The organism is Pseudomonas sp. NPDC088368, from assembly GCF_044753445.1.
Lineage (GTDB): Bacteria > Pseudomonadota > Gammaproteobacteria > Pseudomonadales > Pseudomonadaceae > Aquipseudomonas > Aquipseudomonas bambusae.
Genome location: NZ_JBIVNG010000002.1, coordinates 526,132 through 550,269 on the forward strand (window position 1 = coordinate 526,132; position 24,138 = coordinate 550,269).

The window sequence follows — 24,138 nt, forward strand, 5'->3', positions numbered from 1 at the left end:
CCTGTCTGTTCTCCCCATCAACCCTGTAGGAGACGTCAGAGGTAACGGCGTCTTCCTCGGGATTTTTGCCGCCCACAAAAAAGCCCTGTCACGTGGACAGGGCTTTGGATCACGCTGGGCAGTTTAGAACACGACGCCCTGACTGCGCAGGTAATCGTCGTACGTGCCGCTGAAGTCGGTCACGCCGTTCGGGCTCAGCTCAATGATGCGCGTGGCCAGGGAGGACACGAACTCGCGGTCGTGGCTGACGAACACCAACGTGCCCGGGTAGTTCTCCAGCGCCAGGTTGAGCGCTTCGATGGATTCCATGTCCAGGTGGTTGGTCGGTTCGTCCATCACCAGTACGTTCGGCTTTTGCAGGATCAGCTTGCCGAACAGCATGCGCCCTTGCTCACCACCGGAGATGACCTTGACCGACTTGAGGATCTCGTCGTTGGAGAACAGCATCCGGCCCAGGGTGCCACGGATGATCTGCTCGCCCGACGTCCACTGACCCATCCAGTCGAACAGGCTGACATCGTCTTCGAAGTCATGGGCGTGGTCCTGCGCGTAGTAGCCCAACTCAGCGCTTTCGGTCCACTTCACCGAACCGGCGTCCGGGGTCAGCTCACCCATCAGCGTGCGCAGCAGGGTGGTCTTGCCGATACCGTTCGGGCCGATGATCGCGACGCGCTCGCCGGCTTCGACGGTGAAGCTGAAGTTCTTGAACAGCGTCTTGCCGTCGAAGCCCTTGGACATGTGCTCGATGGTCACGGCCTGACGGTGCAGCTTTTTGGTCTGCTCGAAACGGATGAACGGGCTGACTCGGCTCGACGGCTTGACCTCGGCCAGCTGGATCTTGTCGATCTGCTTGGCGCGGGAGGTGGCCTGCTTGGCTTTCGAGGCGTTGGCCGAGAAGCGGCTGACGAAGGTCTGCAATTCGGCGATCTGGGCTTTCTTCTTGGCGTTGTCCGACAGCAACTGCTCGCGGGACTGGGTCGCGGCGGTCATGTACTCGTCGTAGTTGCCCGGGAACAGACGCAACTCACCGTAGTCCAGGTCAGCCATGTGGGTGCACACGCTGTTCAGGAAGTGACGGTCGTGGGAAATGATGATCATGGTGCTGTTACGCGCCGTCAGAATCGTTTCCAGCCAGCGGATCGTGTTGATGTCCAGGTGGTTCGTCGGTTCGTCGAGCAGCAGCACTTCCGGATCGGAGAACAGCGCCTGCGCCAGCAACACCCGCAGCTTCCAGCCCGGCGCGACTTCGGTCATCGGGCCGAAGTGCTGTTCCAGCGGAATGCCCAGACCCAGCAACAGCTCACCGGCACGGGACTCGGCGGTGTAGCCATCCATCTCGGCGAACTCGGTTTCCAGCTCGGCCACAGCCATGCCGTCGTCTTCGCTCATTTCCGGCAGCGAATAAATGCGGTCGCGCTCGGCCTTGACCTTCCACAGCTCCTCGTGCCCCATGATCACGGTGTCGATGACCGTGAATTCTTCATAGGCAAACTGATCCTGACGCAATTTACCCAGACGCACGTTCGGCTCAAGCATCACCTGACCGCCCGATGGGTCCAGATCGCCACCGAGGATCTTCATGAACGTGGATTTGCCACAGCCGTTGGCGCCGATGAGGCCATAGCGATTGCCGTTGTTGAATTTGACCGAAACGTTCTCGAACAGTGGCTTGGCGCCGAACTGCATCGTGATGTTAGCTGTGGAAATCAAAGCGTTTACCTATCAAGGAGTTACAGGTTACTGGTTTGGGTCTTGGACCAGAGTTCGACCCATGCCGGTCGCTCCCGTCACGCGCTGATCACGGAGGGAGTCGACTCAACACGCATACGTAAACAGCAACGTCTGCGCGGGTGGGCAGAGCTGCTGGGGAATTGAACGCGGGATTCAGACCGGAATTGGCGCGCATTGTCGCATAAGTCGGACGACAGTTGTATGGCGGACCTATGGCCGGTCGAAAATCCTGTGGTGATCAATCGGGCCCTGTCCTTCTCAGCGGGCAGCGGTTCAAACGGACCTTTCTGTCGATAACTCATCATTCCTACAAGAAGATGAGAAAGCGCTCGCGCGGGGTAACCCAAACGCCGATTCCGATTTGTAGGGATTAGTCGTAGAGCCCCGTATTTATCGGCTTTGCGCGCAGATTTGCGGGGGTGATCTCACTAGACTCCGGCCCGACATTCATCGAGCCATGGAGCTGCTTAATGCCTTTCGCCACACCTTTCAAACTCGCCCTGACCGTCGTTGCCGCGATAACTGCCACCGGTTGCGCGAGCATCGTCAGCGAGTCTCGGTACCCGGTGTCGATCCAGTCGAACCCGCCGGGCGCGTCTTACGAGATCATTGATCAAAACGGATTTCGCGTGATGCAGGGGCAGACCCCGGCTCAAGTGACCCTGGACGCTGGCGCGGGCTATTTCGACGGTGAAACGTACAAAGTGGCGTTTCGCAAGGACGGTTACGCCCCAAGCACGCAGGTGCTGGATTCAGGCATCGACGGTTGGTATTGGGGAAACATCCTGGTCGGTGGCGTGATCGGGTTGTTCATCATCGATCCGGTCACGGGCGCGATGTTTTCGCTGCCGGACAAGGTGTCTGCCGAGTTGAATCGCGTTACCCCATCAGACGCGTGATCTGCCCTCTGTAAAGGGAAAGAGGGAGCATTTGATATCCCTGCGAGGGCATCAAATCAGCGCAGGCGAGCCTCGTTTGTACTGGGTCGCCCTTCGTTTCGTGGGCACCATTCGTCCATTCCTTCTGGCGATATCCCTGTCATTTTCTACCCTTGCCCCCTCAATCACATTGATCGAGGGGAAGCCAGGATGACTTCATCAGTCCAACGAACCGATTGGTACGGCACTGCCAAGAGTGATGCGATCACGGGCGGGGACGGGAACAACATGTTGTTCGGCAATGCGGGCAACGACGTGCTCACCGCAGGTAGCGGTGAGGGTGTCAGCGTGCTGGTCGGCGGCGAAGGGCAGGACCGTTTGGTGGCCGGCAGCCAAAGCGATACGTTTCGGTACGTCACCGAAAGCGACAGCTACGTCGACAGCACGGGTGGCCACAGTGACCTGATCGTGGGCTTCGATCCCGCGCATGACATGCTCGATCTGACGACGTTGGGGCTGGACGGCATAGGGCAGGGGTACGGCGGAAAAGTCGACGTGGTTTACAACGAGACCCTCGACCGCACTTACCTGAGAAGCTACGAACACCCGTTCATTCCCGGCGAGGACCTCAAGTATTTTCAGGTGGCGCTGCAAGGCGACTACCGCACGAGCCTGACCAACGCCAATTTCTGGAACCTCGAAGCCCGCGACCGTTTTGACGACACGTTAACCGGCACTGACGCGGGGCAGGAGACCCTGTTCGGTGACATAGGGCGCGACACCCTCAATGGTGCGGGCGGCGATGACCGCATCGACGGTGGGGAAGACGGCGACACGCTGACCGGCGGCAGCGGCGCGGACATCTTCTTTTTTGCCCATGCAGAGGACAGCTACCGCGTCGATGGCACCGATGTGCGCAACCGCGATGTCGTCACTGACTTCAACGCCGCCGACGGTGATCTGGTCGACTTGTCGCTGCTGGGGTTTAGCGGTCTGGGCGACGGCCATCACGGCACCTTGAAGCTCAGCGTCAATGCGGCAGGAAATCAGACCTCACTTCGCTCGTTGGACGTTGATGCGCAGGGGCGCAGCTTCGAAATCCTGTTCAAGGGTGACGTCCGTGAAGGCTTGAGCCACGGCAGTGTGATTTTCGCGACCAATGACATGGGCACCGTCATCGAACACAAAGTCGAGCTGGTTGGCGTCCCGCCTGTGGCTGGGGACGTCGTATGAAGCAGGTGGCCATTTCCCAAGCGGTTTGATCAGGTGCGGGCCTTGAGCGTCCGAGCGCCCGACGTCCTTGCTGACGGCGTCCCATGTCAGGTCGTCGGTCGAGCGGCAGCTTTCTCGGGCGAGCTGTTCGGCCCGTTCGCTGGAGGTCGCCGGGTCGATCCATTCCCGTGCATGCTCCGGTGTCAACACGACAGGGCGTCTGTCGTGCAAGGCCATCATGCCTGGATCGCTGGCGGTAGTAAGGATCACGAAACCGTTGTATTCATCGGCGTTCGGGCCTTCTTCGACGTCCGCCAGACCGGCAAAGAACAGCGGCGCCGAGTTTTTCAGCCGGATTAAAAAGGGCTGTCTGGTTTTCGGGTTTTGTGCATCCTTCACCCATTCAAACCAGCCATTGGCGGGCACCAGCACGCGCCGTTTCGGCCACAGCGTGTTGAAGAATGTACCCTCCAAAACCGTTTCGATCCGGGCATTGAACGGATCGGGCCGTTTGCCTTTGGCCCACGACGGCGACCATCCCCAGCGCACCTTGTCCACTTTCAGCCCGTCATTGGTGGCCCGAATGATTTCGACCCGGCTGGTCGGCGCAACGTTGTAGCGTTCGATGGGCCAGAGGTCGTAGCCATTGATCACCAACTGCGTGGGCGCCAGCTCCTTGAGGTAGTGATCCATCGACTCGTAAATCGAATATCGCCCGCACATGTGTCACCCGTCGAAATGTTGTGTCGTGAGATTGACCAAAAGCTCGGTCACGGCGTTAACTGTATATGCATACAGTTATTCAAACAAGGCACACATCATGAGTCTTACCGTACTGGGTCCGTTGAAGGCTGGCGGCGAACGCTTGCCCTATTTTTCTTCCCATGCCGCTGCGGGATTCCCGTCGCCTGCGGCCGATCACATTGAAAAACACCTGTCGCTGGACGAGCTGTTCGACATCCGTGCGCCCCACGTCTATCTGGTCAGGATCGAAGGCGACAGCATGCAGGGTGCCGGGATTTTCTGCGGCGACCTGGTGATCGTCGACCGAAGCCTTTACGCCGAACACGGTGACATCGTGGTGGCGTCGCTCAATACCGAAGCCGTGTGCAAGCGCCTGCACATGCGCGGGGCGGACGTCATGCTGAAGTCGGAAAACCCGAGTTATCCGCCTCGTCGCGTGCTGGAAAGCGATGACCTGATGATCTGGGGTGTCGTCAAGCACAGCATTCGCGCCCATGGCAAAGCCTGAGCCGGTTTTCGCGCTGATCGACTGCAACAGCTTTTACGCCAGCTGCGAGCGGGTGTTTCGCACCGATCTGGTCAAGACGCCGATTGTGGTGCTGTCGAACAACGACGGCTGTGTGATCGCGCGCAGTTATGACGCCAAGCCGTTCGTGCAGATGGCCGCGCCGTATTTCAAGATAAGGGACGAACTGCGGCGTCACGGGGTGGTGGCATTCAGCAGCAATTACGCGCTGTACGGCGACATGAGCGAGCGGGTGATGACCATCATCGAGTCGAAGGTGCCCGCCCTTGAGGTGTATAGCATCGACGAGGCGTTCGCCGACCTGACCGGCATCCCCGGCGACCTGACGGCATTTGGCCGTGAGATTCGCGAGGCAATTCTCAAGCGCACCAGCCTGCCGGTGGGAATCGGAATTGCGCGCACCAAGACGCTGGCCAAGCTGGCGAATCATGTGGCCAAGAAGCGTGTGGGACGTAACGAAGGCGTGTTCGACATGTGCGACCCGTCGTTGAGGGACAAGGTGCTGCGCACCAGCGATGTCGGCGAGGTCTGGGGCATCGGCAAGCGAATGAAGGCGCACTTGAACGCGATAGGTATCCAGACGGCCATGGACCTGGCGCGGGCCGATTACTGGATGCTGCGACAGACATTCAGCGTGGTGATCGAAAAGACCGCCCGGGAGCTGGCTGGAACGTCATGCCTGGCGCTGGAGGAAACCGAAGCGCCCCGGCAGGAAATCTGCTGCAGCCGCATGTTCGGTGACCGGGTCACCGACATCGAGTCGATCCAGCAAGCCGTGGCCGCTTACACCCAGCGAGCGGCGGAAAAGCTGCGTGCTCAGAATTCCTTGTGCAAGAAGATTCGGGTCAGCATCCGCACGGGCATGTTCAACCCCGATGAGGTCCGCTACGCCAATGCCGCGCTGGTGGAATTGCCCTATCCCACCAATGACGTGCGCCTGATGAGCAAGGCGGCGACCGAAGCGGTCAATCGCCTGTTTCGGCCAGGGTATCGCTACAGCAAGGCCGAAGTGTTGCTGATGGACCTGCGGCAGCCGGGGGAGTTTACCGACGACCTGTTCGCCGCCCCGCAACCGGCAACCGCGAGCAAGGTGATGGAAGTGCTGGATGCCATCAACGGCCGATGGGGCAGGGGCACGTTGCGCTGCGCCAGTGTTCCGCAGGACCCGGGGTGGGCCATGCGGCGGGAAATGATGAGTCAGAGCTACACGACCAAGCTCGATGAGTTGTGGAAAGTCGGGAATAAGGCTGAACTAAAAACTGACTATTAAGTCAGGATGTTCGCCGATTCTTTCTTTACGAGGGCTCATCTATGCGTATTTACACGGTTCAATATGTTTTCAGCGACGAGGCCCGGACCCATCGGTTCGAGCTCAAACAGGCCCGTCTGCCGGTCCATGAGGCCGCGATGCATCTGCTTCAACTGCATTTCGGCTACGCTGAAAACAGCCTGTTCATGCCCAACGGTGAGGCGTCGCCTGACGAGATTATCGGGCAGGCTGCACGCGTAGGGTTGAGAGACATCCATGTCGTTGACGGGGCAGACTGATTCACGGCGTCACCAGCGTCTGCATTTGAAATACAACGTCACACCCGACACAATCGCGCCCCAATCCGGCTCATGGGGGCCGGAAGTACGTACGAAGCAGGCCGACATTGAACGAACAGACATTGTCCGAGCGCCTTGAGCGCGTGGCGGCGCATGTGCCGACAGGCGCGCGGCTGGCTGATATCGGCTCGGACCATGCTTATCTGCCGGTGGCGCTGATGCGTCGTGGCCTGATCCAATTCGCCGTAGCGGGTGAGGTGGCGTTGACGCCGTTTCAGGCCGCGACGCGTACGGTGCGTGAAAACGATTTCAGCGAACGGATCATCGTGCGCCGAGCCGATGGCCTGCAGGCTATCGAAGCCCACGACCGCATCACTGCTGTCAGCCTGTGCGGCATGGGCGGGGAGACGATTCGCGACATTCTGGAGAGCGGCCAGTCGCGATTGACCGGTGAAGAGCGTCTGATCCTGCAACCCAACGGCGGCGAGCAACCTCTGCGTCGATGGTTGATGGAGCACGACTACCGGATTCTCAGCGAAGAGGTGTTGCGGGAGAACCGGTTCGACTACGAAATCATCGTGGCGGAACGGAGTGGCCCGGTGGCGTATCGCGAGGAAGAACTGTTCTTCGGTCCCTTGCTGATGCAGGCCCGTAGCGCCGCGTTTCTGGCTAAATGGGAGCGCCTTCTTAATCTCAAACAGCGGACATTACTCAACCTTGCTCGGGCGAGACAGGCCTTACCCGCTGAAAAGGTGCAGGAGCTTGAGCGTCAGGTGACCTGGATCACGGCGTTGCTCGCGGAGTCGTCGTAGGTCCATTCCGCCACGAAGTGTAGGAAAAGGGAGTTGCACTGGACGGCGGTGGAATAGAAGATTTTTTTATCCGCTCGCTTGACTTCTCTTTTTCAATCAGTAAGATAGCTCGCATTCCGCGATAGCTCAGTTGGTAGAGCAAGTGACTGTTAATCACTGGGTCCCTGGTTCGAGTCCAGGTCGTGGAGCCATACGAAACATCGAAAAGGCCAGCGTATCGCTGGCCTTTTTTGTGTGTGCGGGTTTTGTGTCGCGAAAACGGAAAAGCGACGAACTGCGCGCAACATTTCAGGAAGGCGGCCGATACGGTCGCAGGCAAATCAAGGAGAGAAACCCATGCCCTTCAACGATCAACGCGTCGCCAAGGCGCTTGAAATCTTTATCCATCGCAACGAGAAACTGCAGCGAGAGCTGGCGAGCCTGAGTCAGCATCCGGGCGGGCTGTATGTGGAAGAGCGCCGTCAGCAGCACGCGCAGACCGCGTATCTGAACGCAGTCGAGGACCACGGCACCAACCCTTATGACTTTGCGCTTCGATTCCTGGCCCGGTCGCCAGCGGAATTGGAGGCGATGCGAGAAGAGCGTCGGCATGAGTTGCGCCAGCAAACCCAGACGCTGAATGCCTGAAAAGCGCTAGCCCATGAATCACTGCCCTACCGGGCATCAGCCGGCAGGGCGGGGATCCTGCCGGGTCAATACCACGCCCGATCGAGACAGTTGATCCAGAAAGGCGTCGGCCTCCCACAGGAACTCCGGCAGCAGGACGCCCGTCGTTGGAAGCGGGCGCCCACTCTGACCCGACGCGGGGGAAAGCAGCAACGCGACACACAGCCCGGTCAGCGATGCCAGGCCTTCCTCGAATGATAGGGTCGAGCGGGCATGCAGCGCTTGGCCCGCCTTTTCGCCTTCCACCTCGACCACGATTTCAGCCGCGGGGCGGCCGCCGCCAAGCCGGCTCGACGAGGCGCCTGTCGCCAGGTCGAAGCGAATGTCCGGCGCGCCGGTGAGGGCGTAAAGGCTGGCGGTGTCGAAGGTCGAGAACGCCTTGGCGTCCAGTGTTCGCCCATCAATGGTCCGAAACGTCCCGTCGGTGGCGTCATTGATCAGCCAGGTGCGGCGCCCGTTGGCGATGGCCAGCGCGGCGGGGGCGGTGTCGTGAACGCGCTCCATGTCTTCCAGCGCGGTGGGGCCTGCGAGGTCTTGATCATCGATGATCGAGCCGAGCCGGATCGAGGTCACGGTGTCGAAGCGCCGCGCGGCGTCTATCGCCAGAAATGTGGCCGCGCCGCCCAGCCAGTGGCTGGCAAAGATGATCGGCGCCTGGCTTGGGTGGTGGGCGAAAAAAGCCAGCTCGGGGCCGACTTCCACCACACCATTGACGATAGTGAGGTACGGAACGCCCTGTCCTTGCGCAAGTTTCAGGCCATGAAGCCCGTCATCCGGTGCCAGCATCACCACCGCGCTGACACGTTGCCCTTGCGCCAAGCCAAGGCCCGATGTCGCTAAATCGACCACCACAGGGTGCGCGCCGCCCACAAGCGTCGCGACCTCGGCGGCGGTTACGGGGTTACGGCCGCCGATCAACAGGGGGAGCTCAGGACGTCGTTCGCGCAACCAGCGAGCAGTCTGGCGGCCAACGACGCCTGAACCGCCGACGAGAAAAATGGGATCGAGTGACATGGTCATGACTCCTTCCGAAGCCTCGCGGCTCGGTCAGGGGCACGATTGCCAGCGGAGGCTAGGGAATCGCATCGCTCAGGAAAGCTTTGACGATGGACTTCACCGAGGGATTGACCTTCAGCGCATTGAGCTGCTTGGCGGTGAACCACTTGCAATCGGCAATTTCGTTTTTAGGTGTCGGGGTGGCCATAAAGGTCACCGAGACTTCGAACACGTGATGCAACACGCTTCCACCTTCGAAACGGCTGACGTAGGAGAGTTCATTGAGGATGAGCCCGGTTTCTTCGCGCAACTCACGCACGGCAGCCTGAGCCGGGGATTCATTGGCTTCGACCTTGCCACCGGGCAGCGTCCAGCGGGCGTTGGGTTTACGCACGTACAGGATCTGATCTTCCCGTCGGCAAATGACTGTGGCGCGTTCTTTCATTGGCTGTTCCTCCACCGCACAACCGGTGAGATGCGTCCCATGGACGCTTGGTCACGTGGTTGTCATAAAAGCTTCATATACAGCTTCGAAGCACTTACGGTGCCAATGTTCCCCTGATCTGTCAGGCGGGTAGGGGCAGGTCCGTCCTGGATGCTGTGGAGCGTAGCTAAACGCCGCGAGTCTAAGGCTGCAATCCCGTTACGTTTTTATTGCCCCCCACCTTATTCAAGCGTGCGGCGTGATGTTGCGCCTTCAGTGCACGGTTGTGGCGCGGCGTGCACGCACGTGGGGCCTGGATACACAGCACTTGGGGTGATCGGTAGCGCGCAAGGCTACGTCCCTTCACTTTCTCCGCTTCGACACGCATTGCTAGCCCTTTGATATTCGTTGCTTTTTTGCCACTGGGATTTCATCAGGGTTCTGTGGCACACTTTCTGCTGTTCATTCCGTTGTTACATACACGGTTCCGGTATAGCGGAATCAATACTTTCTCGGCGGAGTTCATCACATGCATCGCGGACCTTCTTTTCTGAAAGCTTGTGCATTCGTCCTGGCAGCGACGGCGACACTGGCGACCACCGCGCAAGCGGCTGACAGCAAGCTCGACAGCGTGCTGCAACGTGGCCATCTGGTCGTCGGCACCGGCAGCACCAATGCCCCGTGGCACTTTCAGGGCGCGGACGGCAAATTGCAGGGGTTTGATATCGACATTGCGCGCATCGTCGCCAAGGGTCTGTTCAATGACCCGAGCAAAGTCGAGTTCGTGGTGCAGTCTTCCGATGCGCGGATTCCCAACCTGCTCACCGACAAAGTGGACATGAGCTGCCAGTTCATCACCGTCACCGCCAGCCGGGCGCAACAGGTGGCGTTTACCCTGCCGTACTACCGCGAAGGCGTGGCGCTACTGCTGCCAGCCAACAGCAAGTACAAGGAAATCGACGACCTGAAAGCCGCGGGCGATGGCGTGACCGTGGCCGTGCTGCAGAACGTGTACGCCGAAGAACTGGTGCACCAGGCGCTGCCCAAAGCGAAGGTCGATCAATACGACAGCGTTGACCTGATGTACCAGGCCATCAACTCCGGTCGCGCCGACACCGCAGCCACCGACCAGTCTTCGGTCAAATACCTGATGGTGCAGAACCCTGGCCGTTATCGCTCGCCAGCCTTTGCCTGGAGCCCGCAGACCTACGCCTGTGCTGTCAAACGTGGCGATCAGGACTGGCTGAACTTCGTCAACACCGCGCTGCATGAAGCCATGACCGGCGTGGAATTCCCGGCCTACGCGGAATCCTTCAAGAAGTGGTTCGGCGTCGATCTGCCGAGCCCGGCAATCGGTTTCCCGATGGAATACAAGTAAACGCAACCGGCAATTGACGGGGCAGGGGAGGCCATGGCGCCTTCCTGTCCCAGGTACTCCTGACCATGAATTATCAGTTGAATTTTGCGGCAGTCTGGCGGGATTTCCCCAGCCTGCTGGCGGGATTGGGTCTGGGCCTTGAGCTGGCCCTGATCTCCATCGCCATCGGCTGCGTGATTGGCCTGATGGCGGCGTTTGCGATGTTGTCGAAATACCGCGCGCTGCGGGTGGTGTCGTCGGTGTACGTCACGGTGATCCGCAACACGCCGATTCTGGTGCTGATCCTGCTGATCTACTTCGCTTTGCCAAGCCTGGGGATTCGCCTGGACAAGATCCCTTCGTTCATCGTCACCCTGTCGCTGTACGCCGGGGCGTACCTGACCGAAGTGTTTCGCGCCGGGTTGTTGAGCATTCATAAAGGCCAGCGCGAAGCGGGATTGGCGATTGGCTTGGGCGAATGGCAGGTGAGGGCGTACATCATCGTGCCGGTGATGCTGCGCAACGTGCTGCCGGCGCTGTCGAACAACTTCATTTCGCTGTTCAAGGACACTTCGCTGGCAGCCGCCATCGCTGTGCCGGAACTGACCTATTACGCGCGCAAGATCAACGTCGAGAGCTACCGGGTGATCGAAACCTGGATGGTGACCACGGCGTTGTATGTCGCGGCCTGTTACCTCATCGCCATGCTCTTGCGCTACCTCGAACAGCGCTTGGCGATTCGCCGCTAGGAGGCCGACATGTACGAACAACCGACCTGGCTGCATGAACTGTGGATCGCCCGCGAAGCCCTGTGGAACGGCTTTCTGACCAGCGTGCAGTGCGCGGGCCTTGCCATCATCTGCGGCACCGTGATTGGCGTGTTCGCCGGTCTGATCCTGACCTACGGCAAATGGTGGGCACGCTTGCCGTTTCGCGCCTACGTCGATCTGATTCGCGGCACGCCGGTCTTCGTGCTGGTGCTGGCCTGCTTTTATATGGCACCGGCCATGGGCTGGCAGATCACCGCCTTCAACGCCGGGGCACTGGGCCTGACGCTGTTCTGCGGCTCCCACGTCGCGGAAATCGTGCGCGGCGCGCTTCAGGCGATTCCTCGCGGGCAACTGGAAGCGGGCAAGGCCATTGGCCTGACGTTCAGCCAATCGCTGAGCTACGTGCTGCTGCCTCAGGCCCTGCGCCAGATCCTGCCGACCTGGGTCAACTCGTCCACCGAAATCGTCAAGGCCTCTACGTTGCTGTCGGTGATTGGCGTGGCGGAGCTGTTGCTCAGCACGCAACAGGTGATCGCCCGCAACTTCATGACCCTTGAGTTTTACCTGTTCGCCGGATTCCTTTTCTTCGTCATCAACTACGCCATCGAGCTTCTCGGGCGGCAAATCGAAAAACGGGTGGCCTTGCCATGACACAGACTCAAACCGCGACCGCCGCCCCGGCTCTGCTGAGCATCGAAGGGCTGCACAAATCCTACGGCCCCGTTGAGGTGCTCAAGGGCGTGGACCTGAAAATGAACAAGGGCAACGTGGTGACCCTGATCGGCTCCAGCGGCTCGGGCAAAACCACGCTGCTGCGTTGCGTGAACCTGCTGGAAGAGTTTCAGGGTGGGCACATTCGCCTTGAAGGCCAGGACATCGGCTACAGCGACGTGAACGGCAAGCGCGTGCGCCACCCTGAAAAAGTCATCGCCCAGCACCGTGCCATGACTGGCATGGCGTTCCAGCAATTCAACCTTTTTCCGCACCTCACGGCGTTGCAGAACGTCACCCTGGGCCTGTTGAAAGTGAAGAAGCTGCCCAAGGATCAGGCCGTTGCGCTGGCCGAAAAATGGCTGGAGCGGGTGGGGTTGCTGGAGCGTCGCAATCACTATCCGGGGCAATTGTCCGGCGGTCAGCAACAGCGTGTGGCCATCGCCCGCGCCATCGCCATGAACCCGAGCCTGATGCTGTTCGACGAAGTGACCTCGGCGCTGGACCCTGAACTGGTCGGCGAAGTGCTCAGCGTGATCAAGGGCTTGGCCGAAGAGGGCATGACCATGCTGCTCGTGACCCACGAAATGCGCTTCGCCTATGAAGTGTCCGACCAAATCGTTTTCATGAATCAGGGCCGCATCGAGGAACAAGGCCCTCCCAAAGCCCTGTTCGAGCAGCCGAAATCGGCGCGTCTGGCAGAATTCCTCAAGAACATCCGTTTTTAAACGCTCAACCGAAGGAGATATTTCATGAGCATTACTCGTTACGGCGCAGGCAGCACCGCAGGTGGCGGCCAGCCACGTCCTTTCGCCCGCGCTGTAGAGGCTGATGGCTGGCTGCACGTGTCCGGTCAGGTGCCCGCCGAGAATGGCGAAATTATCAACGGCGGCATCGTCGAGCAGACCCACAAGACGATGCAGAACCTGGTGGCGATTCTGGAAGAGGCCGGTTACGGTCTGGAAGATGTCGTGCGCGTCGGCGTGTGGCTGGAAGACCCACGGGATTTCTGGAGCTTCAACAAGGTGTTCGGCGAATACTTCAAACCCGAACACGCCCCGGCTCGCGCGTGCGTACAGGCCAACATGATGGTCGACTGCAAGGTCGAGATCGACTGCATTGCGTACAAGAAGAAGCAGCTATAAGCGGTGAGCTTCAAGCGGCAAGCTGAGCGCGTCGTTGCGCCACTTGCAGCTCGGCGCTTGCAGCTTGAAACTGGCGCCTCTTTTTACAGGCGTGCGGTGTGCTGTGCACCCCCGCCGCTCAGCTCGGAACCGCTCTTATGACCGAAGACACCATCAAACGCCGGGCCCGTGGTCTGGACCGGGCGTTCGATATTCTCGATTTCCTCAAGGAAACGGGCACGCCCCTGCGTCCGAACGAAATTGCCAGCGGCATCGGCAGCCCGAAATCGACGGTCTATGAGTTGGTCGCGTCCCTGCTGGAGCGGCGGATTCTGGAAAACGTCGGCAAGGACGGCCACGTCTATCTGGGGCGTCAGCTGTACTTTCTCGGGCAGGCGCATTTGCGGCATTTCGACTTCACCCGCGAGGCCGAAACCAGCCTGGGCGAGATCGTCGACCAGACCCGTGAAACCGCGCAGATGTGCCTGCTCAACGGCCGCAAATACACCGTCGCGCTGATGAAAGAGGGCGCCCGGCATTTCCGCATTTCCTCGGACATCGGCGAAGACGCGCCCATCCCGTGGACCGCCTCGGGCCGCCTGCTGCTGGGCCACCTGAGCGATCAGGCGATCACCGACCTGATCGACCCCGAGGATTTCATCCTGCCGGACGGCACGCGACTGCCGCTGGAGACCTTCCTCGCGGAAATCCGCAAGGCCCATGCAGAAGGCTTCTTTTCCTTCAACAGCATCGCCGACACGTTTACCCATTGCTTCGCCGCGCCGGTCAAGGACAAGCAGGGCATTTGCATCGCCACCCTGTGCATCGTCGCGCCACGGGCCGACGCGACCGCGCATTACGACGACTACCGACGCGTGCTGATCGACAGCGCAAACGGCCTGGCCCGCCGGGTCAACGACTGACGGTTCGTCCTTTCACACACACAAGAATTCCGGAGAACAAACATGACCACTGCCACCATAAACAAGGACGCCGTCGTCGAGAAAGGCGCCGCCAACCCGGGCGACCAGCTGGTTCGCGACGTCAGCCTGCCCGCGCTGGTCATCCACGATAAAGCGCTGGAACACAACCTGCGCTGGATGCAGAGATTCGTCAGTGACAGCGGCGCCGAGCTGGCCCCCCACGGCAAGACCAGCATGGTTCCCGCGCTGTTTCAGCGTCAGCTGCAGCACGGCGCCTGGGGCATGACCCTGGCCACCGCCACCCAGACTCGTGCAGCCTACGCCCACGGCGTGCGCCGGGTGCTGATGGCCAACCAACTGGTGGGCGCGCCGAACATGGCGATCATCGCAGAGATGCTCAGCGACTCGATGTTCGACTTCCATTGCATGGTCGATCATCCGGACAACGTCAAAGCCCTCGGCGAGTTCTTTGCTGCCAGAGGCCTGCACCTCAACGTGATGATTGAATACGGCGTGGTCGGCGGCCGTTGCGGGTGCCGCAGTGAAGAAGAAGTCATGGCCCTGGCCGACGCGATTGCCGCGCAACCGGCACTCAAGCTCACTGGCATTGAAGGCTATGAGGGCGTGATTCATGGCGACAAGGCCATCGCCGGTATTCGCGCATTTGCCGCCTCGCTGGTGCGTCTGGCGGTAACCCTGCAAGACAAAGGTGCGTTCGCGCTGGATCGCCCAATCGTCACCGCTTCGGGTTCGGCCTGGTACGACCTGATCGCCGAAGAGTTCGACAAACAGCAGGTGCGCGACCGCTTCCTCGCTGTTTTGCGCCCTGGCAGCTATGTGGTGCACGACCACGGCATTTATAAAGAAGCCCAATGCTGCGTGCTGGACCGCCGCCACGACCTGAGCGAAGGCCTGCAACCGGCCCTGGAAGTCTGGGCCCACGTGCAATCGATGCCGGAGCCGGGGCTTGCCGTGATTGCGCTGGGCAAGCGTGACGTGGCGTTCGACGCTGGCATGCCCAACCCGATCAAACGCTACGCACCGGGCGTGGTGCCCGCGCAAGGCGATGACGTCAGTGCCTGCAAGGTCACTGCCGTGATGGACCAGCACGCATTCATGACCGTCGCGCCAGGCGTCGAGCTGAAGATCGGCGACATCATTTCCTTCGGCACCTCGCACCCTTGCCTGACCTTCGACAAGTGGCGCGCCGGCTGTCTGGTGGGCGACGACTTGAGTGTCATCGAAACCTTCGAAACCTTTTTCTGACGGGAGCCTGTGATGAGCGAACTGGTCAGCCACAGTCATCCCCGCGTCGCCTTGATTGGCGAATGCATGATCGAGCTGCAACAGCACGCCGACGGTGCGCTCAAGCAGAGCTTCGGCGGCGACACCTTGAACACGGCCGTGTATCTGTCGCGCCTGTTGGGTTCGGCGGCGCAGGTGGATTACGTCACGGCACTGGGCGATGACAGCTTCAGCGACGCCATGTGCGGCATCTGGGCGGACGAAGGCATCGGCTTGAGCCGGGTCCAGCGTCTGCCGGGCCGCTTGCCGGGGTTGTATTGCATTCAGACCGACGCCAACGGCGAGCGGCGTTTCCTGTACTGGCGCAACGAAGCGGCGGTGCGCGAGTGCTTCACAACGCCATCGGCCGACCCGATTCTGGAAGCGCTGCCGGAATACGACGTGCTGTATTTCAGTGGCATCACCCTGGCGGTGCTGGGGGAGGTGGGCCGTGCGCGGTTGCTGTCGAGCCTCGGCGATGCCCGTGATCGCGGCGCACGGGTGGTGTTCGACAACAACTACCGGCCGCGGCTGTGGCGTAGCGTGGATCAGGCGCGACAGGCGTATCGGACCGTGATGCATGAAGTGGACGTTGCCTTGCTCACTGAGGACGACGAACAGGCATTGTTCGGCTACACCGACAGCGAGCAGATCATGGACGCCTATCGCGGACTGGGTGTGACCGAAGTGGTGATCAAGCGGGGTGCGCAAAGCTGTCTAGTGCGTGCGGGCGAGCGGCGTTATGAGGTGTCGGCGCATGCGGTGCGGAAGGTCGTGGACACCACGGCGGCGGGGGATTCATTCAGCGCAGCGTACCTCGCGAAACGTCTGCGTGGCGGCAGCCCGGAAGAGGCAGCGGACGCCGGGCATCGCTTGGCGGGGCTGGTGATTCAGCATCCGGGGGCAGTGATTCCACGGAGCGTGATGCCGGTCTGAATCACCTACACGATTCCTGTGGGAGCTCGCGCGGCTCGTGAGCTTCTACGGGAATTGCTTAACCCGGCATCCGCCTTAATCCCGATAAAACACCTGCACCAGGTGATAGCCGAACTTGCTCTTCACCGGCCCGTGCACCGTGCGCAGCGGCTTTTTGAAGATCAGCTGATCAATTGCTCCGACCATCTGCCCCGGCCGAACCTCTCCCAGATCCCCGCCGCGCTTGCCTGACGGACACGTGGAATATTTCTTCGCCAGCACGTCGAATGCCTCACCCTTGGCGATGCGCTGCTTCAACTGTTCGGCCTCTTCGGCCGTCTTGACCAGAATATGGCGGGCTTGAGCCTTCATGCGGAATGAACCCCTCGATAAAAAAGCCGCGCATTATGCCTTTGTCACAGAATTTCAGGTAATTTCCTTCACTTGGTCGGACGAGCGTTGCGCGGCCTTCAAGCGAACGTTGGTACGGGTCGATGGTCGCACTTAATGTCGACCTGCAGTCTTCTTAAACCTTTATGTGCGGTGTGATTTATGGATTTTCCGGCGTTGTTGAAGGTTTTGGCCACCCAGGATGGATCGGATCTCTACCTGTCTACCGGTGCGCCGCCCTGCGCGAAATTCAATGGCGTCCTCAAGCCATTGGGCACTGAGGCGTTCAAACCCGGCGACGTCGCGCTGATTGCCGACGGGATCATGGACGCCGAGCAGCGTCTGGACTTCGAGCGTGAGCTGGAGATGAACCTGGCGTTCTCCTTGTCAGGCGTCGGACGGTTCCGGATCAACATCTTCAAACAGCGCAACGAAGTGTCCATCGTGGCGCGGAACATCAAGCTCGACATCCCGAAATTCGAAGACCTGCACCTGCCACCGATCCTGCTCGACGTGGTCATGGAAAAGCACGGGCTGGTGCTGTTCGTCGGAGCCACGGGCTCGGGCAAATCCACCTCGCTGGCCGCGCTGATCGACCACCGCAACCGGCACGCCAGCGGGCACATCATTACCATTGAAGACCCGGTGGAGTTCATCCACAAACACAAGCGCTCGATCATCAATCAGCGGGAAGTCGGGGTCGACACCCGCAGCTTTCACGCCGCCCTGAAGAACACCCTGCGTCAGGCGCCAGACGTGATCCTGATCGGCGAAATCCGCGACCGGGAAACCATGGAGCATGCGCTGGCGTTTGCCGACACCGGGCATTTGGCGATTTCGACCCTGCACGCCAACAACGCCAACCAGGCGCTGGACCGCATCATCAACTTCTTCCCCGAAGAACGACGCCCGCAGTTGCTTCATGACCTGGGCAACAACCTCAAGGCGTTCGTTTCCCAGCGGCTGGTCAAGACCACGGATGGCAAGCGTCGAGCGGCCGTGGAAGTGATGCTCGGCACATCAACCATCCGCGACCTGATCCACCGCAACGAACTGACTGAGCTCAAAGGCATCATGGAGAAATCCGTGAACCTGGGGATGCAGACCTTTGATAACGCGCTGTTCGACCTGGCGGTGGAGGGGGCGATCACCGAAGAAGAGGCGCTGAAAAATGCTGACTCGGCAAACAACGTACGTTTGCGCCTGAAACTGCACGCCGAGGGCGACGCGAACACGATCTCGACGCCTCCGCCGCCTCCACAGCCCGCCGCGAAAGCAAACGTCAAGGATTGGGGGCTGGTAGATGAGCGGGATGAGCCGGGCGCCTGAAGTCCTGGTGTGAGCGTCGAACACATTTCGCAAGACTGTCACGATCCCTGTGGGAGCGAATTTATTCGCGAAGGCGGTACATCCGACGCAGCTGTGTCGCCTGCCGATCCTTTCGCGAATGAGTTCGCTCCCACAGTGTGACCCACTCGCACGTCGTTACCGCGCCAACCAACCCCCATCAATATTCCACGCCGCGCCACGCACCTGCGCACCGGCTTCGCTGCACAGGAACAGTGCCAATTCGCCCAGTTGAGATGGGGTGACGAACTCCAGTGACGGCTGCTTCTCCGCCAGCAGGTCATGCTTGGCCTGTTCGATGTCGCCCGTTTCCGCGCCGCGATCATCAATCTGCTTCTGCACCAACGGCGTCAGTACCCAGCCCGGGCAGATTGCATTGCACGTCACGTTACTGGTCGCCGTCTCCAACCCCACCACTTTGGTCAGCCCGATCACGCCGTGCTTCGCCGCGACGTACGCCGCCTTGCCGGTCGAACCCACCAGCCCGTGTACCGAGGCAATGTTGACGATCCGCCCCCAACCCTTGGCGCGCATGCCGGGCAGGCACAGACGGGTGCTGTGGAACACCGACGACAGGTTGATCGCAATGATTTTGTCCCAGCTCTCGACCGGGAAATCTTCCACCGCATCGACGTGTTGAATCCCGGCGTTGTTCACCAGAATGTCCACGCCGCCAAACTCACGCTCGGCATAGGCGATCATGTCGGCGATCTGCGCCACGTCGCTGACGTCCGCCGGGTGATGGCCAACCTTGCCACCGAACTGCTTGACCTGGTCGATCACGGCCGAGGCGTCACCAAAGCCGTTCAGCACCAGATTGGCGCCCGCTTTCGCCAGGGTGAGGGCGATGCCCAGGCCGATGCCGCTGGTGGAGCCGGTGACCAGTGCGGTTTTACCGTGCAGACTCATGTTGGATTCCTCATACGATGCCGGTTGCATAGAAAGTAGCGATCACCACGAAAACCGCCAGGGTCTTGATGAGGGTGATCTTGAAAATGTCCTTGTACGCCTCGCGGTGCGTCAGGCCGGTGACGGCCAGCAGGGTGATGACGGCGCCGTTGTGGGGCAGGGTGTCCATGCCGCCGCTGGCCATCGCCGCCACCCGGTGCAGGACTTCCAACGGGATGTTGGCCGCGTGGGCAGCGGCGATGAAACTGTCTGACATCGCCGCCAGCGCGATGCTCATGCCGCCTGAGGCCGAGCCGGTGATGCCCGCCAGCAGGGTGACCGTAATCGCCTCGTTGACCAGTGGGTTGGGGATCGATTTGAGGCCGTCTGCCAACACCAGAAAGCCCGGCAGCGAAGCGATGACGGCACCAAAGCCGTATTCCGACGCGGTGTTCATCGCCGCCAGCAACGCGCCGCTGACCGCGCCCTTGCTGCCTTCAGCGAGTTTGGATTTCACGGCGCTGAACGCGAACAGCAACACGAAGACAATCCCCACCAGCAACGCGGCTTCCACCGCCCAGATGGCGGTGATCTTGGAGATTTCGGTCTGCACCGGCGTCGCCATGCCGGGCAGCGAGAGGGTGTGAGTTTTGCCATACCACTGGGGAATCCACTGGGTGAACAGCAGGTTCATCACGCCAACCAACAGCAGCGGCGCGAGGGCGATCCACGGGTTGGGCAGTTGAATGTCAGCAGGCGTTTCCGGTTCGTTGCGCAATTCCGTGCCGTAGCCTTCACCTGCACGCTGCGCCTTGTTGCGCTGGCGTTGCAGGAACAGCATGCCTGCGCAGAAGACGAACACCGTGCCGATCAATCCCAGCCAAGGCGCCGCCCACGCGGTGGTGTTGAAGAAGGTCGAGGGGATGATGTTCTGGATCTGCGGCGTGCCGGGCAGAGCGTCCATGGTGAACGAAAACGCGCCCAGCGCGATGGTCGCCGGGATCAGCCGTTTCGGGATGTTGCTCTGGCGGAACATCTCAGCGGCGAACGGGTAGACCGCGAACACCACCACGAACAGCGACACGCCGCCGTAGGTCAGCAGCGCGCAAACCAGCACGATCACCAGCATCGCCTGACGCGTACCCAGCAGTTTGATAGCAGCGGCCACGATAGAACGGGAAAAGCCGGACAACTCGATCAGCTTGCCGAACACGGCGCCGAGCAAGAACACGGGAAAGTAGAGCTTGACGAAGCCCACCATCTTGTCCATGAACACCCCCGTGAACGCGGGGGCCACGGCAGACGGATCGGTGAGCAACACCGCACCAAGGGCGGCGATGGGGGCAAAAAGAATGACGCTGTAACCACGGTAGGCCGCGAGCATCAACAGCGCGAGGGCTGCCAAGGCGATGATCACACTCATCGAGTGTCTCCTGTTGTTTTTGTTATCGACGCGGTCGAGCCGCTTGGCAGGAGCTATAGCGATTAACGTGCCATATGCATAACTGGTTGAATTGTATGGCTTTAATTATTTTCAAAGCGGTGTCGGGTGTTCGCGTGTCTCGCTTTTGAGACATCGGACAGCCGCACAGAACCCTCCATCCGCGAACTGTGCTCAGAAGTCCCGAGGCGATTGCCATATTTTTGAGCGCCGCAAGATCTGTGGGAGCGAATTTATTCGCGAATGGCCAGTGCAGGCACTGAAAATGTGTCGTCTGGAATACCGTTTCGCGAATGAATTCGCTCCCACAGGAGTGCGGTGCGCCGAGCTATGGCAATGCAGCCATCGACGTCCTCGTTCAGAGACAGCCTGTCTCTTTACTGAGACTCCGCAATCCCCAATGCCGCCATCTTCTTGTACAACGTCGAGCGCCCCAACCCCAATTGCCGGGCCGCGAGGATCACGTTCCCCCGGCATTGCGCCAGTTTGGCCTGGATCAATTCCCGGTCGAACCGCTGCCGTGCGTCGTTGTAGGTTTCGTTGAGGACCGGCGCCGTCCGCCGCTGAGAGGCTGCAGGGCTATGAGGAACGACTGTGCCAATGGCCACGCGAATGTCGTCGGCAGTCAATTGCGTGTCATCACTGAGCAGCGCCGCCCGTTCCAGCACGTTGCGCAATTCGCGGATGTTTCCTGGCCAGGCATGGTGACCGAGCATCGTCATCGCCCCGGGTTCCAGCTCGTGCTGGCTGTGCAACTCTTCGAGAATCGCTTCGGTCAGCGCGGGCATGTCATCCAGCCGGTCGCGCAAGGGCGGAACTTCAATCGGCAGCACGCTCAGGCGGTAATACAGATCGGCGCGAAACTCCCCGCGCTTGATCGCCGCCTCAAGATCGATGGACGTTGCCGCAATCAGCCGGATGTCGGTCTTGATCATCTCGTTGGAGCCGACCGGTTCGTACTCCTTTTCCTGCAACACCCGCAGCAATTTGCTTTGCAGGGGCAGCGGCATGTCGCCGATCTCATCGAGAAACAGCGTGCCGCCCTCGGCCAAACGCAGCTTGCCTTGACGCCCGCGCCGGTCTGCGCCGGTGAACGCCCCAGGCGCGGTGCCGAAAAATTCGGCTTCCAGCAGCGTTTCCGGGATGGCCGCGCTGTTGATGCTGACGAAAGGTTTGTGCGCCCGGGGCGAGGTGTTGTGAATCGCATGAGCGAGCAGCTCTTTGCCGGTGCCCGTCTCCCCCATCAGCAGAACGGGAGAGTCAGTGCTGGCGCTGCGACGCGCACGGCGTTTGACTTCCAGGCTCGCGGCGCTGGTGCCAATGAACTGCGCAAAACTGTATTTGGCCTGTCGCGCCCGCAACAGCGAGCGGGTCGAGGCCAGTTCCTGCTGCATGCTCAGGTAGCGCTTGAGTAAGGGGGAGAGGGCGTGCAGCTCGTCGAACAGTGCAAAGCCGATGGCGCCGATCACGCCGCCCACGTCGTCGTGGATCGGCAGACGCATCACCACCAGCGGGTCCTTGGCGGTGTCCATCATGTCCAGCAAGATGGGCTGGCCGTTGCTTGCCACCTGCCGCAGCAGGCTACCGGGAATCACCTTTTCGCAGGGCTGACCCACCGCGTGGCTGGCATCTTCGAGACCGAAACGGCGCGCGTAACGCTCGTTGATCCAGACGATCCGTGCGTCCTTGTCCACGATCACAGTACCTTCACTGGACTGCTCGATGATTTCGAACAACGAACGGATCGCTAAGCGCCGAACGCGTCGGTAATCCTTGAGGCTGTCACTGTCTTTCATGCACTGTTCCGTCGTTTCCGTCCCGGGCATCTGGCCGCTCAGACTGCTGTTGCCAATCAGTTGTAACCCATCAGTTGTAACCAGGGTGCGCCGCTGCCAGCAGCTCCCGGGTGTAGGGGTGTTGCGGGGCATCGAAGACATCATGACTCGCGCCGCGCTCGACCACCTTGCCGTCCTTGACCACGATCAGGTCGTGGGCGAGGGCCTTGACCACCGCCAGATCGTGACTGATGAACAGGTACGTCAGCCCGTGTTTCTCCTGGAGTTGACGCAACAACGCCACCACCTGTTTCTGCACGGTACGGTCCAGTGCCGACGTCGGTTCATCGAGCAAAATCAAGGCAGGTTTGAGCACAAGGGCGCGGGCGATGGCGATACGTTGCCGTTGCCCGCCGGAAAACTCGTGGGGATAGCGATGCCGGCTCAGCGGATCGATGCCGACTTCCTCCAGGGCGCGAATCACTTCGGCATCGCAGCGGACCTTGTCCAGTTCGCTGTGCACTTCCAGCCCCTCGCTGATGATCTGCGCCACCGACATGCGCGGGCTGAGGCTGCCGTAAGGGTCCTGAAACACCACCTGCATCTGCTTGCGCCATGGGCGCATCTGCTTCTGGTTCAGGCAGTCAAGCGCGTGACCCTTGAAGCGGATACTGCCACGGGATTCCAGCAAGCGCAGAATTGCCTGACCAAGTGTCGATTTTCCCGACCCCGATTCGCCGACGATCCCCAGCGTCTTGCCACGCTCGATGCTCAGGCTGATGTCATCGACCGCCTTCAGGTATTCGTGGTGGCGGTTGAAGATGCCGCCGCCCAGCGAGAACCAGACCCGCAGGTTTTCGACCTCAAGGACCTTCTCGCGGGTGTCCCGAGGCAGCGGCTCGCCCGCAGGCTCCGCGTCGAGCAACAGCTGGCTGTACGGGTGCTGCGGGTGTTTGAACAGGGTGTGGCAGTTGGACTGCTCGACGATTTCTCCGGCCCGCATCACGCAGACCTTTTGGGCGATGCTGTGCACCAGGTTCAAATCGTGACTAATCAGCAGCAGCGACATGTTCAGGCGCTGTTGCAGCTCTTTCAGCAGCAACAGAATCTTGCGCTGGACCGTGACATCAAGGGCGGTGGTGGGCTCGTCGGCAATCAACAGTTCCGGCTCGCAGGCCAGCGCCATGGCGATCATCACGCGCTGCCGCTGGCCGCCGGACAATTCGTGGGGGTAGGCCTTCAGGCGCTTCTTCGGGTGCTGAATGCTCACCAGTTCCAGCAATTCGAGAATGCGTGCCTGCGCCGCCTTGCCCGTCATGCCCTTGTGCACCAACAGCGTTTCACCAATCTGCTTGGAGACCGTGTGCAACGGGTTTAGCGAGGTCATCGGCTCCTGGAAAATCATCGCGATCTGGTTGCCGCGAATCTGCCGCATCGTCTTCCCATCGGCACCCAGCAATTCTTGCCCGCGATAACGGATGCTGCCGGTGCTAACCGTGCCCGCCTGGGGCAGCAGTTGCAGGATCGAATGCGCCGTCACCGACTTGCCCGAACCGGACTCGCCTACCAGCGCGAGGCATTCTCCGGCCGGAATGTCGAGGCTCAGGTGCTTGACCACGGTATTGCCGCTGAACGACACCGACAGGTCGCGGATTTCAATGAGATTTTCAGCCACG

Annotated in this window: 24 protein-coding genes, 1 tRNA gene and 1 pseudogene; 17 read left to right on the forward strand and 9 right to left on the reverse strand. The window is 60.5% G+C overall.

Features of this window, described 5'->3' with window-relative positions; genetic code table 11:
• Positions 1-123: 123 nt before the first annotated feature.
• Positions 124-1,710, reverse strand: a complete 1,587-nt coding sequence (locus ACIQAL_RS05805; protein WP_401143460.1) for an ABC-F family ATPase — start codon at positions 1,708-1,710, stop codon at positions 124-126.
• Positions 1,711-2,201: 491 nt separating this feature from the next.
• Here ACIQAL_RS05805 and ACIQAL_RS05810 point away from each other — a divergent pair, with 491 nt between their 5' ends.
• Entirely contained in the window at positions 2,202-2,630 is a 429-nt protein-coding gene (locus ACIQAL_RS05810; protein WP_401143462.1) for a hypothetical protein, read from the forward strand.
• Between the two features lie 189 nt (positions 2,631-2,819).
• Positions 2,820-3,842 carry a hypothetical protein gene (locus ACIQAL_RS05815; protein ID WP_401143465.1) on the forward strand — a complete coding sequence of 341 codons (1,023 nt, stop codon included), beginning with the start codon at positions 2,820-2,822 and terminating at the stop codon, positions 3,840-3,842.
• An 18-nt stretch (positions 3,843-3,860) separates the two neighbouring features.
• Here the strand turns inward: ACIQAL_RS05815 and ACIQAL_RS05820 are convergent.
• Positions 3,861-4,544 (reverse strand): annotated as a pseudogene (locus ACIQAL_RS05820) (SOS response-associated peptidase); the annotation flags it as partial.
• A 97-nt stretch (positions 4,545-4,641) separates the two neighbouring features.
• Here ACIQAL_RS05820 and ACIQAL_RS05825 point away from each other — a divergent pair.
• From ACIQAL_RS05825 to ACIQAL_RS05850, 6 genes are all read left to right on the forward strand, one after another.
• Positions 4,642-5,073 (forward strand): S24 family peptidase, encoded by a 432-nt coding sequence (locus tag ACIQAL_RS05825; protein WP_341958256.1) that lies wholly within the window; start codon positions 4,642-4,644, stop codon positions 5,071-5,073.
• Complete coding sequence (gene umuC / locus ACIQAL_RS05830; RefSeq protein WP_401143467.1) at positions 5,060-6,361, forward strand: translesion error-prone DNA polymerase V subunit UmuC; 1,302 nt, start codon at positions 5,060-5,062, stop codon at positions 6,359-6,361. Before ACIQAL_RS05825 ends, umuC begins: the two co-directional genes overlap by 14 nt.
• Before the next feature lie 41 nt (positions 6,362-6,402).
• The gene (locus ACIQAL_RS05835) at positions 6,403-6,639 is read left to right on the forward strand and encodes a hypothetical protein (protein WP_401143470.1); all 237 of its coding nucleotides are present in this window, start codon (positions 6,403-6,405) and stop codon (positions 6,637-6,639) included.
• A 107-nt stretch (positions 6,640-6,746) separates the two neighbouring features.
• Positions 6,747-7,451: a tRNA (adenine(22)-N(1))-methyltransferase gene (locus ACIQAL_RS05840; RefSeq protein ID WP_401143473.1), complete on the forward strand. Its 705-nt coding sequence runs from the start codon at positions 6,747-6,749 to the stop codon at positions 7,449-7,451.
• 115 nt (positions 7,452-7,566) lie between these two features.
• Positions 7,567-7,642, forward strand: a tRNA-Asn gene (locus ACIQAL_RS05845).
• Positions 7,643-7,787: 145 nt separating this feature from the next.
• Positions 7,788-8,078, forward strand: coding sequence for a DUF6388 family protein (locus ACIQAL_RS05850; RefSeq protein WP_166598652.1), 291 nt, complete (start codon positions 7,788-7,790; stop codon positions 8,076-8,078).
• 36 nt (positions 8,079-8,114) lie between these two features.
• Here the strand turns inward: ACIQAL_RS05850 and ACIQAL_RS05855 are convergent, their stop codons facing one another.
• On the reverse strand, positions 8,115-9,131 hold the full coding sequence (locus ACIQAL_RS05855) for a hypothetical protein (RefSeq protein WP_401143476.1): 1,017 nt from the start codon (positions 9,129-9,131) through the stop codon (positions 8,115-8,117).
• Between the two features lie 58 nt (positions 9,132-9,189).
• A complete protein-coding gene (locus ACIQAL_RS05860) occupies positions 9,190-9,558 on the reverse strand; it encodes an NUDIX hydrolase (protein WP_401143479.1) in 369 nt (122 codons plus the stop codon).
• A gap of 508 nt (positions 9,559-10,066) precedes the next feature.
• Between ACIQAL_RS05860 and ACIQAL_RS05865 the strand changes: the two genes are divergently transcribed.
• From ACIQAL_RS05865 to ACIQAL_RS05900, 8 genes are all read left to right on the forward strand, one after another.
• Positions 10,067-10,915 (forward strand): transporter substrate-binding domain-containing protein, encoded by an 849-nt coding sequence (locus ACIQAL_RS05865; RefSeq protein ID WP_401143482.1) that lies wholly within the window; start codon positions 10,067-10,069, stop codon positions 10,913-10,915.
• A gap of 65 nt (positions 10,916-10,980) precedes the next feature.
• Entirely contained in the window at positions 10,981-11,643 is a 663-nt protein-coding gene (locus tag ACIQAL_RS05870; protein WP_166598656.1) for an amino acid ABC transporter permease, read from the forward strand.
• A gap of 9 nt (positions 11,644-11,652) precedes the next feature.
• Entirely contained in the window at positions 11,653-12,315 is a 663-nt protein-coding gene (locus tag ACIQAL_RS05875; RefSeq protein ID WP_341958239.1) for an amino acid ABC transporter permease, read from the forward strand.
• Positions 12,312-13,103 carry an amino acid ABC transporter ATP-binding protein gene (locus tag ACIQAL_RS05880; RefSeq protein WP_341958237.1) on the forward strand — a complete coding sequence of 264 codons (792 nt, stop codon included), beginning with the start codon at positions 12,312-12,314 and terminating at the stop codon, positions 13,101-13,103. Before ACIQAL_RS05875 ends, ACIQAL_RS05880 begins: the two co-directional genes overlap by 4 nt.
• A 24-nt stretch (positions 13,104-13,127) precedes the next feature.
• Positions 13,128-13,520 carry a RidA family protein gene (locus ACIQAL_RS05885; protein WP_166598659.1) on the forward strand — a complete coding sequence of 131 codons (393 nt, stop codon included), beginning with the start codon at positions 13,128-13,130 and terminating at the stop codon, positions 13,518-13,520.
• A 137-nt stretch (positions 13,521-13,657) separates the two neighbouring features.
• The gene (locus ACIQAL_RS05890) at positions 13,658-14,422 is read left to right on the forward strand and encodes an IclR family transcriptional regulator (RefSeq protein ID WP_166598660.1); all 765 of its coding nucleotides are present in this window, start codon (positions 13,658-13,660) and stop codon (positions 14,420-14,422) included.
• Positions 14,423-14,464: 42 nt separating this feature from the next.
• Positions 14,465-15,688, forward strand: coding sequence for an amino acid deaminase (locus tag ACIQAL_RS05895; protein ID WP_401143487.1), 1,224 nt, complete (start codon positions 14,465-14,467; stop codon positions 15,686-15,688).
• A gap of 12 nt (positions 15,689-15,700) precedes the next feature.
• A complete protein-coding gene (locus ACIQAL_RS05900; RefSeq protein ID WP_401143490.1) occupies positions 15,701-16,642 on the forward strand; it encodes a sugar kinase in 942 nt (313 codons plus the stop codon).
• Between the two features lie 75 nt (positions 16,643-16,717).
• Here the strand turns inward: ACIQAL_RS05900 and ACIQAL_RS05905 are convergent, their stop codons facing one another.
• The gene (locus ACIQAL_RS05905) at positions 16,718-16,993 is read right to left on the reverse strand and encodes a peptidylprolyl isomerase (protein WP_401143492.1); all 276 of its coding nucleotides are present in this window, start codon (positions 16,991-16,993) and stop codon (positions 16,718-16,720) included.
• A 180-nt stretch (positions 16,994-17,173) separates the two neighbouring features.
• Between ACIQAL_RS05905 and ACIQAL_RS05910 the strand changes: the two genes are divergently transcribed.
• On the forward strand, positions 17,174-18,340 hold the full coding sequence (locus ACIQAL_RS05910) for a PilT/PilU family type 4a pilus ATPase (RefSeq protein WP_166598663.1): 1,167 nt from the start codon (positions 17,174-17,176) through the stop codon (positions 18,338-18,340).
• A gap of 156 nt (positions 18,341-18,496) precedes the next feature.
• Here the strand turns inward: ACIQAL_RS05910 and ACIQAL_RS05915 are convergent, their stop codons facing one another.
• The 4 genes from ACIQAL_RS05915 to ACIQAL_RS05930 form a co-directional block, all read right to left on the reverse strand.
• Positions 18,497-19,267 (reverse strand): 3-hydroxybutyrate dehydrogenase, encoded by a 771-nt coding sequence (locus ACIQAL_RS05915; protein WP_401143496.1) that lies wholly within the window; start codon positions 19,265-19,267, stop codon positions 18,497-18,499.
• A gap of 10 nt (positions 19,268-19,277) precedes the next feature.
• On the reverse strand, positions 19,278-20,669 hold the full coding sequence (locus ACIQAL_RS05920; RefSeq protein WP_401143498.1) for a GntP family permease: 1,392 nt from the start codon (positions 20,667-20,669) through the stop codon (positions 19,278-19,280).
• Positions 20,670-21,064: 395 nt separating this feature from the next.
• Entirely contained in the window at positions 21,065-22,483 is a 1,419-nt protein-coding gene (locus ACIQAL_RS05925; protein ID WP_401143501.1) for a sigma-54 interaction domain-containing protein, read from the reverse strand.
• 70 nt (positions 22,484-22,553) lie between these two features.
• Entirely contained in the window at positions 22,554-24,137 is a 1,584-nt protein-coding gene (locus ACIQAL_RS05930) for an ABC transporter ATP-binding protein (protein WP_401143504.1), read from the reverse strand.
• Position 24,138 lies beyond the last annotated feature (1 nt).